The organism is Lentzea sp. DG1S-22 (assembly GCF_036321065.1).
Taxonomy (GTDB): Bacteria; Actinomycetota; Actinomycetes; order Mycobacteriales; family Pseudonocardiaceae; genus Lentzea; species Lentzea jiangxiensis.
Map to the genome: position 1 here is coordinate 2,793,833 of NZ_CP143276.1, position 10,039 is coordinate 2,803,871.

Annotated in this window: 11 protein-coding genes; 6 read left to right on the plus strand and 5 right to left on the minus strand. The window is 68.4% G+C overall.

The features are described from left to right. The first annotated feature begins 593 nt into the window (after positions 1-593). A complete protein-coding gene (locus V1227_RS11945; RefSeq protein ID WP_329792578.1) occupies positions 594-2,015 on the plus strand; it encodes a class II 3-deoxy-7-phosphoheptulonate synthase in 1,422 nt (473 codons plus the stop codon). Between the two features lie 56 nt (positions 2,016-2,071). Continuing rightward, positions 2,072-2,662 (plus strand): DUF6518 family protein, encoded by a 591-nt coding sequence (locus V1227_RS11950; RefSeq protein WP_329794009.1) that lies wholly within the window; start codon positions 2,072-2,074, stop codon positions 2,660-2,662. A gap of 4 nt (positions 2,663-2,666) precedes the next feature. Here the strand turns inward: V1227_RS11950 and V1227_RS11955 are convergent, their stop codons facing one another. After that, positions 2,667-3,932, minus strand: coding sequence for a glucuronoxylanase (locus V1227_RS11955; RefSeq protein WP_329792579.1), 1,266 nt, complete (start codon positions 3,930-3,932; stop codon positions 2,667-2,669). Positions 3,933-4,335: 403 nt separating this feature from the next. Here V1227_RS11955 and V1227_RS11960 point away from each other — a divergent pair, with 403 nt between their 5' ends. After that, entirely contained in the window at positions 4,336-4,635 is a 300-nt protein-coding gene (locus V1227_RS11960; protein ID WP_329792580.1) for a DUF6480 family protein, read from the plus strand. 238 nt (positions 4,636-4,873) lie between these two features. Here V1227_RS11960 and V1227_RS11965 read toward each other — a convergent pair whose 3' ends face one another. The 4 genes from V1227_RS11965 to V1227_RS11980 form a co-directional block, all read right to left on the minus strand. Continuing rightward, positions 4,874-5,269, minus strand: a complete 396-nt coding sequence (locus V1227_RS11965) for a hypothetical protein (RefSeq protein ID WP_329794010.1) — start codon at positions 5,267-5,269, stop codon at positions 4,874-4,876. Then, the gene (locus V1227_RS11970; RefSeq protein WP_329792581.1) at positions 5,251-5,535 is read right to left on the minus strand and encodes a beta-ketoacyl synthase N-terminal-like domain-containing protein; all 285 of its coding nucleotides are present in this window, start codon (positions 5,533-5,535) and stop codon (positions 5,251-5,253) included. Before V1227_RS11970 ends, V1227_RS11965 begins: the two co-directional genes overlap by 19 nt. 119 nt (positions 5,536-5,654) lie before the next feature. Continuing rightward, on the minus strand, positions 5,655-5,900 hold the full coding sequence (locus tag V1227_RS11975) for an acyl carrier protein (protein WP_329792582.1): 246 nt from the start codon (positions 5,898-5,900) through the stop codon (positions 5,655-5,657). Between the two features lie 44 nt (positions 5,901-5,944). Then, entirely contained in the window at positions 5,945-6,202 is a 258-nt protein-coding gene (locus tag V1227_RS11980) for a 3-oxoacyl-[acyl-carrier-protein] synthase III C-terminal domain-containing protein (protein WP_329792583.1), read from the minus strand. A 640-nt stretch (positions 6,203-6,842) separates the two neighbouring features. Here V1227_RS11980 and V1227_RS11985 point away from each other — a divergent pair. From V1227_RS11985 to V1227_RS11995, 3 genes are all read left to right on the plus strand, one after another. Further along, positions 6,843-8,300 carry an acyl-CoA carboxylase subunit beta gene (locus V1227_RS11985; RefSeq protein WP_329792584.1) on the plus strand — a complete coding sequence of 486 codons (1,458 nt, stop codon included), beginning with the start codon at positions 6,843-6,845 and terminating at the stop codon, positions 8,298-8,300. Between the two features lie 276 nt (positions 8,301-8,576). Next, positions 8,577-9,743 (plus strand): cytochrome P450, encoded by a 1,167-nt coding sequence (locus V1227_RS11990; RefSeq protein ID WP_329792585.1) that lies wholly within the window; start codon positions 8,577-8,579, stop codon positions 9,741-9,743. Between the two features lie 31 nt (positions 9,744-9,774). Continuing rightward, positions 9,775-10,035 (plus strand): acyl carrier protein, encoded by a 261-nt coding sequence (locus V1227_RS11995; RefSeq protein ID WP_329792586.1) that lies wholly within the window; start codon positions 9,775-9,777, stop codon positions 10,033-10,035. Positions 10,036-10,039: the final 4 nt, after the last annotated feature.

Sequence of the window (10,039 nt, forward strand, 5' to 3'; positions counted from 1 at the left end):
AAGTCCGCAGTGCCGACGGCGGGAGCCGGACGCCTTCGGGTGAAGACCTCGAGGACACGCCCAGCCCTGCCGGCGGTGGTGACGTCGAGGCTTTCTCACCGGAAGATGAATGGACATCCTCACTCCAGTCGCGCGAGCGTGACGCAGAGCGCAGACCAGTTGGGTGCCGGGCCTCTCGGCCGGCACCAGCGTGCGGTCGTCGAGAACCAGGACGAGCCGAGCGGATCCCGCGTGGTGACGCGCCGCACAGTCCCCGGCTCGGTCGCGGTGGCGAGGAATGCCAGCGGTGCCAGGGAGGTCAGGGTTCACGCGTGCCGGTCGGCCCGATCGATGACCTCGCTCCGCACCTCGGGCGGCGGTTCACCGATGATCTCGGGCCTCGAGGCCCGAGATCACGAAGTCGTCCCGCCGTGCGCCCCACTCGGCTTCGCTCACGGTCCGCTCCTTCGCGCGACGCTCGGCACGCAGACGGTAGACCGCGCCTGACAACAGGAGAAGGATCGCGTTCTGCTGGGCGGAACCGGCGGCGGATCGGTGTTCAGCCCTGCGGAACGAAGGACGACGTGCTCAACGCGCTGTCGTAGCCTCGCCCTGTGAACTGGACCGTGGACGTGCCGGTGGACGCGTTGCCAGAACTTCCACCTCTGCCTGGGCCACTGCTGCGGAAGCTGACGGACGCCCTGTCGCGTCCGGCTGCTCAGCAGCCCGAATGGCCTGACGCCGAACAGGTGCGTCGTGTGCGGACCGTGCTCGAGAGCGTGCCGCCGATCACCGTGCCCGCCGAGATCGACCGGCTGCACACGCAACTGGCGCAGGTCGCGAACGGTGAGGCGTTTCTGCTGCAGGGCGGTGACTGCGCGGAGACGTTCGCCGACAACACCGAGCCGCACATCCGCGCGAACATCCGGACCCTGCTGCAGATGGCCGTGGTGCTGACCTACGGCGCGAGCCTGCCCGTGGTGAAGGTCGGCCGCATCGCCGGCCAGTACGCCAAGCCGCGTTCGTCGAACATCGACGCGCTGGGGCTGCCGTCCTACCGCGGCGACATCATCAACTCCCTGGTGGCCACGCCCGAGGCCCGTGTTCCGGACCCGGGTCGCATGATCCGCGCCTACGCCAACGCGGGTGCGGCCATGAACCTGCTGCGGGCGCTGACCGGCGCGGGTCTGGCGGACCTGCACCGGGTGCACGACTGGAACCGCGACTTCGTGCGCACCTCGCCCGCGGGCGAGCGCTACGAGGCCCTGGCCGGCGAGATCGACCGCAGCCTGAAATTCATGGCTGCCTGTGACATGTACGACCAGTCGCTGCACGGCACGGAGATCTTCGCCTCGCACGAGGCGCTGCTGCTGGACTACGAGCGCGCGCTGCTGCGCCTGGACACCACCGGCGACGAGCCCCGCCTCTACGACCTGTCGGCGCACTTCGTGTGGATCGGTGAGCGCACCCGCCAGCTCGACGGCGCGCACATCGCCTTCGCCGAGATGCTGGCGAACCCGATCGGTCTGAAGATCGGGCCGTCGACGTCGCCGGAGATGGCCGTCGAGTACGTCGAGCGCCTCGACCCCCGCAACGAACCGGGCCGTCTGACGCTCATCTCGCGCATGGGCAACCAGAAGGTGCGCGACGTGCTGCCCGCCATCGTGGAGAAGGTCGAGGCCAGCGGCCACAAGGTCATCTGGCAGTGCGACCCGATGCACGGCAACACCCACGAGTCGTCCACCGGCTACAAGACCCGGCACTTCGACCGCATCGTCGACGAGGTCCAGGGCTTCTTCGAGGTGCACCGCCGCCTCGGCACGCATCCCGGCGGCATCCACATCGAACTCACCGGTGAGGACGTCACCGAGTGCCTCGGCGGCGCCCAGGAAATCTCCGACGCCGACCTCGCCGGCCGCTACGAAACCGCCTGCGACCCACGCCTGAACACCCAGCAGTCGCTCGAGCTCGCGTTCCTCGTCGCCGAGATGCTGCGAACCGAATCCCGTCCTCGGTACGAAGCCCTCACCGCCTGATCGCTCCGCGGCGTCCGGCCAGGCGCAAAGTCTCCCGAAAATCGGCCGAAATGCCGATGTCGCGATTGGACGGTCACAGGAACCCTGATCACATGATCTTCAGTTTTCCCGCCGGGCTGCTGCTCGGCGTGCTGACCAACCTCGGACAAGGCGTTCTCCCCGGCAGCTTCAACTCCCTCGCCAACTCCGGCGCCATCTGGGTCGTCGCGGCGTTCATCGCCGGCGCCCGGTCGCGACGACCGATCCTCGCCGGCACGCTGACCCAGGTCGGCGCTGTTGCCGGCTACTACGGGTACGCCGAGCTCTTCCGCGACGGCATGGGCGACCTCTACGCCCCGTCGGTGTGGCTGGCACTGGCTTTCGTCGCGGGGCCTCTCTTCGGGACAGCCGGCAGCTGGTGGCGGCAAGACCGGGGTTGGCGGCACTGGACAGGCGCGGGAGCCCTGGGCGCGGTGTTCGGCATGGAAGGCTTGTGGCACCTGTTCGTGCTCGGCTACCGCGACACAGGGATCACCGCCTGCGCACTCGCGGTGGTGTTGCCGTTGCTGATCTCGCGCAGCCGTTGGCAGGCCCTCGCGGTCTCAGCGGCGCTCTCGTTCGTCGCCCTGGGTTGCCTGCTGCTGATCTCGCACGTGACCGGCCTGTGAGCGATCAGTTCAGGACGAACGTCCTGATGCTGCGAGCCGGCAGCTGAGCGTTGAACGTCCCGCCGGAGATCGTGAAGTTGTTGTAGTGGGCGAGGTTCGCGCCGGCGTTCGTCAACCAGGTCGAGGCTGTCGCCGAACCGGTGTCGCGGATGGTGAACACGTGGTCCACCGGCGACGTGTTCTTGTTGATGGCCACGATCACGATCCTGGCCCCGCTCTTGAACGCCGAGATGTAGACGTTCGCCTGCGGGTTCGCGGTCGCGGTGATCCGCGAGTAGCCGGGGCGCACCCACCTCGCGAAGTGCGCCATGTTGGCCCCGCGCTTGCTGATCTGCCCGTCCTCGCGCATGGGGCCGTAGGAGCGGCGGATGTACCACCACACGTAGGTCTGGAACCGGCCGTCCACCAACGCCCGGTGGATGTGCTCGCCCACGTCGAGGGCCTGCGGCCACAGATCGGCGGAGTCGCTGCTGTTGGGGTGGTAGACCTCCGTCATCCACAGCTCCTTGCCGGCACCCTTCTGCCGGAAGAGCGGGTAGGGGAAGTCCGCGGGCTGGGTGCCGTAGAGGTGCGCGCCGATGATGTCCACGTTCGCCAGCGCGGCGGGGTCGTTGAGGATGGGGTCGGAGAGGTTCTTGCGGTACTGGAACGACTCGGGGGCGATGACCCTCGTGTTGATCGCCCCCGCGTTCTCGCGCAGGAACCGCACGATCTCGCTGGACGTCCACGCCGTCCACTCATGCGCGTAGTCCGGCTCGTTCTGGACCGAGATGCCGTACAGGTTCACCCCGTTGCCCGCCATGAAGGCGACGAAGTCGTTGAGGTGCTGCGCATAGGCGCCGTATGAGGCGTAACGCAGCCTCTTTCCCCCGGAGAAGGTCTCGGTCATCGACGCCGGCGGGTTCCACGGCGAGGCGATGACCTTGGCCCCGAGCTCGACCGCACGCCGCGCCGTGGCCACCTCGCGACTCCAGTTGGCCCGGTCCTCGTGCACGGGGATGCGCAGCACGGTGAAGCCGAGCTGCCCCGCGCCGTTGCCGAAGGCGGTGTCGCGCTGGGCGGCGGTCAGGTCGTTGATCCAGACGGTGTGGTTCATCCCGCCGAAGCCGAGGATCGTCTGCTGCACGTTCGACGGTTCGACGACCACCGATGTCGCCGCGGAAGCCGGTGTCGCCGTCGCGAGCACCGGCAGTGCGGCGCCCGCGGCCAGCAGCGTGCGCCGGTGCACGAGCGGCGATTTGTCCTCCGAATGGTCTCGACCTGCCGTCATCACGTCTCCAGGGAGTTCATCTCATTCAAGACTCAAACAATTCGGATTCCGCGACTCAGTCGTAACAGCGCCCGCAACTGCGGTCAAGGCGTTCGACAGTCGAACAAGTCGAATACCGGAAATGCGCTGCGGCAATGTCCTCTGCGCTTTTCGACACGGCCTGGGGGCGAAGTCGCCCAGTGCGACGGCACCGGCCACCACGAGCCGACTGCGCGGTCGTCGAAGGCATCCAGAACCGCGGTGGTCCCCGGCAGGGTCGCTGAACCCGGCTCCCCGCTGGACCGGCTCCGTTCACCCGGTCGAGCGACGACCGCGGAGTCCCGGTGTGGACCGTTCGGCGAAGATCACCGCTTGCGCTGTTCCGGCGGCGGTTCGCGCTGGTACAGCGGGGTACTCGGAGAGCATGACCGCAAATCCCGCACATTCGGATCCCAACCGCAACGCCGGGCTGAAGGGTGGCGGTGCTCCCCGGGACACGCCGCCCGACCCGGATCCCGCCCGTACGCCGGGCCTGGAGCGAGGCGGCGGCGTCGCACCGGGCGACACCCCGCCCGACTCCGGCCAGACGTCCGGCCTGTCCCATCCGCAACCGATGCCGTCGCGCAAGGCTCCGATCGTGACGCTGGTGGCGATCGTGATCGTGACCCTGCTGACGCTCGCCTTCATGGTCGCGTCGGTGATGGGCTGGTTCAACGCGTTCTGAGTGCGATCGGCCGTCGGCGGCAGGGAAGGTCCGGTGGCATGACGCCGCGCCGGAGGGAAGTCGACATCACGAGCCGGGCCGGGCCGCAGCGGCTGCGGTCGATGCCGCCTGCACCGCGTCGGCGGCTAATCGTCGCGCCGCGAAGTCGATTTCGCCACATTCGACAGAATTCCTGTCTCTCCAAATTCGTGCGGGCCACAACCGCAGTCCGCGCTTTTTCCCCATGCGATTCGTCAGCTCAGTGGAGCAACAACACAGCCCGCGACATCATGGTGCGGTCACGACGAGAACCGCGTTTTGACCACCGAACCCGAACGAGTTGCTGACCGCCACCCTGTGCGACGCGAGTCGAGGAGCCTTCGCCACGACGTCGAGCCCGATCTCCGGGTCGAGCGTTTCGAAGTTCGCCGTCGGCGGGACGACGCCCTCGCAGCGCCAGAACCGTGCACATGGCCTCGATCGCCCCGGCAGCACCCAAAGCGTGTCCCATTACACCCTTGGTGGAGGTCATAGCCACTCGGTCGCCGAACACGCGCTGGATCAGCCTCGTCTCGGTGGCGTCGTTGATCTTCGTCGACGTGCCGTGCGCGTTGACGTGGTCGACGTCCGCCGCCGTCAGGCCCGCGTCGTCCAGCGCCGAGCGGACCGCCGCTCCACCGCGTCACCGGACGGGTCGGGAGTCGTCGCGTGATGGGCGTCCGCCGACGCGCCGTACCCGCTGATCATCCCGTGCACGCGGGCACCTCCTGCCCTTGCGTCGGCGACGCGCTCCAGCACGAGGACCGCGGCTCCCTCAGCCGCCACGAAACCGTCACGACCGGCGTCGAAAGGCCTCGGCGCGGCGTTCGGGTCCGAGGCGCGGCGGGACAGCGCGCCCATCCTGGCGAACCCCGTGATCATCGTCGACCGATCGCGGCCTCCGCGCCTCCGGTGATCACCACGTCGCAGCGTCCGCCGCGCAACAGATCTCGTGCCGAGTCCGGTCACCGCCACTGCGAAACCCGCACCCGGCCACGACATCAGGCGGCGACAGTCCTGGCGTCGATCAGCTCCGCGACGTCCTGGACGGACTGGTCGGGAGTGATCTCCTGCTCGTCCACCTCGACGCCGAACTCCTTCTGCGCCACCATCGCGAGCTCCACCAGCGCGAGCGAGTCGAAGTCAAGCTCCTCGAAGGTGACCGTGCCGCTGACCCGCTGCTCGGACGCGCCGAAGTGCGAGACGAGCAGCGTGGTCAACCGGTTCAAAGTGTCGTTGTTGCTCATGGTGTGGTCCTCCGGGATGTGAGCGGAATGAGTTCGCGGCCGGGTCAGCCGAGGTCGATGCCCGGCCAGGTGATCACAGTGGAGCCCCAGCCGAGACCCGCGCCGAAAGAGGTGATGAGGACGCGGTGGCCGGGGAGGACGTCTCCTGCCGCGGCCGCGTCGGCGAGGACGAGAGGGATGGAGGCGGCGACGGTGTTGCCCACGCGGTCGACGTTCATGACGACACGTTCTCCGGGCACCTCGAGAGTGCGCGCCACCGCCGCGAGGTCCGGGCGTGCGGCAAGGCGGTGATCCGCTGCCATGCGTTCTCCCGTTGCTCGACTGCACCAGCGCCTCGACTGATGCGCAGGGCGGCACACGACGGCACCGGCGCCCTCCACGTCGGCGGGACCTCACGAGACTAGGTCAGAGCTGAGCCGAGCCGGACTGCGGAAATCCGCAATCCTCGCTCGTGAGGTCAGTCGTTCATGCCTCACCAGCCAAGTCAGTTCTCGTTGGAAATCAAACGACGCGACAAGGTCCTAAATGGACCTTCTACTGGACCGCTTTCATTGGACCGAAAGGATGAAACCTTTCCGCAACCTTGCTTCCTGACACAGATTCTGCTCCACCGGTTCGCCGCCAGACGACTGCGGTTCTCCACAGTGCCGAATCGCTTCCTCCACCGCACTGTCGTTCTTGCCCCTGCCGCTCAGCGCACCCGTGATCCCACCGCGGCGGGAGAAGACCCGGACGGAAACGCCACACCGCTGACCGGCCTGCCCCGATCTCCATGCCCGACAAGAAAAGGATCGAACGCGTGGCTTCGCACGAGGCCCCCCGCCCGCGATGTCGCACGCGTTCCCGTCCGTCATCGGACTGCGCACAGACCCAGGAAGGCCTGTCGCTCCTGTCCGATCCGCCGCCGGTCCGACCTCGAGAGCTGACAGGAACAGGAATTCCTTGACAACGACGACGAACACGACCGACGTGCCGACGCCGGTCAAGCTCGGCGCCCGCGACGCGCTGGGCGCGCTCGTGGATCCGGGCAGCCTGCTGGAGTTCGGCGCCGAGGCGACCCACCAGTGCACCGCCTTCGGCATGCAGGCCAAGCGGCCCGCCGGTGACGCCGTGATCACCGGCACCGCCGAGATCGACGCGCGGCCCGCGGCCGTGTTCGCCCAGGACGTCTCCGTGCTCGGGGGCACTCTCGGGGCCACGCACGCGCAGAAGATCGCCCAAGTGCTCGACCAGGCGCAACGGGCCCGGTGTCCCGTGGTGGGCGTGCTGGACTCCGGCGGTGCGCGCATCCAGGAGGGCGTCTCCGCTCTGGACGGGTACGCGTCGATCTTCCGCCGCAACGTGGCCCTGTCCGGCCGCGTTCCCCAGATCAGCGTGATCCTCGGCGCTTGCGCCGGTGGTGCGGCCTACTCCCCCGCGCTGACCGACCTGATCGTGATGGACCGCCGGGCCTACATGTTCCTCACCGGTCCGAAAGTGGTGCGCAGCGTGACGAGTGAGGAGGTCACCGCCGAGGAGCTCGGCGGCGCCCACGTGCACTCGGCGATGTCAGGTCTCGCGCACCTCGTGACCGAACGTCCCGAGGACGCGTTCCCGTTGGTCCGCAAGGTGCTTTCCTACCTGCCCAGCTCTTGCTGGGACGAACTGCCGCTGCACCTGGCACGCGACCCGGAGCTGGTTCCCGAGGTCCCCGCGGAGCAGCGCAAGACCTACGACGTGCGGCAGGTCGTCCGCGGACTGGTCGACGCGGACAGCTTCCTCGAACTGCAGCCGCACTACGCCCCGAACATCGTCATCGGTTTCGCGTGCCTCGACGGAATGCCCGTGGGGGTGGTGGCCAACCAGCCGAACACGTTGGCCGGCACGCTCAACACGCAGGCGGCGGAGAAGGGCGCGCGGTTCGTGCGGATGTGCGACGCCTTCGGCCTCCCGCTGGTCACCCTGGTCGACACACCGGGGTTCATGCCGGGGCGGTCGCAGGAAACCGACGGCGTCATCCGCCGCGGAGCCAAGCTGTTGTACGCCTTCTCGGAGGCCACGGTGCCCCGGGTGACCGTGATCCTCCGCAAGGCGTACGGCGGGGCGTACATCGTGATGAACTCCAAACAGCTCGGCGCCGACCGCGTGTTCGCCTGGCCGACGGCGGAGATCGGGGTGATGGGCGCGGAAGGCGCGGTGGAGATCGTGTTCCGCCGCGAGCTCGCGGCGGATCCGGGCAGGCGCCAGGAACTGCTCGACAACTACCGCGCGGAGGCGCTCTCACCGGCACTGGCGACCTCCCGCCAGGCGGTCGACGCCATGATCACCCCCGCGGAGACCCGCGACGCGATCATCAAGGTCATCCGTCCGCTGATGCGCGCCCGGCAGCCTCGTCACAGCCACGACAACATGCCGCAGTGACGACACCCGGAGCCTCGGAGACCACCGAGGACGGCTGTTCGCCAATCCTGGACCTGAGACTTCACCCGCATCGCCTTTCGCCGTGCCCGGCAGAGCGGTGAAGCCGGTTCGATCGACTCGCCGAGCGCTCGGCGACGAGCGCCACCTGGAGGGACCATGCTTTCGCAGCAGGATGCGAACCTTTCCGCGAGAGCGTTTTCGTGCTGCACCGAATGTGCTGCCGGAGCCCCGGACTTCGGTTCCGCCGAACTCTTCTCGAACGGACAGCCGCACGCCGTGCTGACCCGGTTCCGCGAAGCCGCGGCTGTGCACAGGCTCGCGTCCGCCGCCGTCGGCGACGAGTTCTGGGGCGTCTTCCGCGCCGAGGAGGCGAAGGTCGTCCTGGGCGACGACGACGTCTTCCTCTCCGGTCAGGGTGTCTTCCCGTGGAACGGGCCCGCCAACCCGGACCCGTTGCGCGGCAGCATCCTGATCGCCACGGATGGCGAACATCGAAGCGTCGTGCGTTCCGCCATGAAGGACCTGTTCACCAAACGGCGCGTCGAGACCCGGACCGCGGCTCTGACCGAAGCGCTCGAACGCCTGGTGCGGCCCCGGATCGACACCGCGGCGTTCGACTTCAACGCCGAGATCGCCTGGCCGCTCGCGTTGGCGTCCATGGCCGATCTCCTGGGGCTGGACGAGCCGCAGATGTCGGAGATCGGCGACCAGGTCGCGGGCATCCTCGGTGACACCGGCTCGGAGGCCTTCACCGGTACCGACCGGGAGTCGGCACGCCAGGCCCTGGCCAAGGCGGCGGGCCTCTTCAGCGATCTGATGGTGGGACACCGCGACGCCGGGCAGAACAACCTGATCGGTCACCTGCACCGGGCCGAACGCGTCGGCCGGATCTCGCGCAAGGACGTGCTCTCCAACCTGATCGGTGTCGTCGTCGGGGGCACTGTCGCACCTCGCCTGGCCTTCACGGGGCTGGCCGTGCTGCTCGCCCGGGAGCCGTCCTGGCTCTCGCGTCTCGCGGCCGCGCCTGAGCTGGTGTCCGGCTTCGTCGACGAGGCGCTGCGCTGGACCGCACCGACCACCACGATCGGCAGGACCGCGGGTCGTGACGTGGAGCTGGGTGGACGGCTCATCCGCCGGGGCGACACCGTGCGGGTGGTGCTCGGCGCGGTCCTGCGCGATCCGCGCTGCTACCGCGATCCGGACGTGTTCGACCCGCTGCGCAGGGAAGGCACGAGCATGGCCTTCGGTTTCGGCCCGCACCACTGCCTGGGCGCCGTCGTCGCCAAGTCGCAGCTGACCGCGCTGCTGGAGTTCTTCGTGGAGAACCGGCTTCGCGTCGTCCTCTCCGGACAACCGACCACGACCAGGTCCAACACCTTCACCGGCTACCGGGCCGTACCTGTGCGACTGCTGCAGGACGGACCGAGGCCGGCTTCCCGCTGACCACCAACACCGACGAAAAGTGGAGATCGACATGAGCGACCGCCTTGCCGAGACGAACACCGAAACCGAGAACGCGATCATCGACGTGCTCGCCGAGCTGCTGATGCTCTCGCCCGGGGACATCGCGCTGGACCAGTCGTTCGCCGACGTCGGCGTGGACTCGATCCTCGCCGTCGAGTTCGTCAGCATGTTGCGCACCAAGTTCGACAGCGTCATCACGGTCGACACCATCTACGACAACGACAGCGTCCGTCGGCTGGCGGCTGCCCTCAAGCCCGTCGTCACGGGGTGACCGA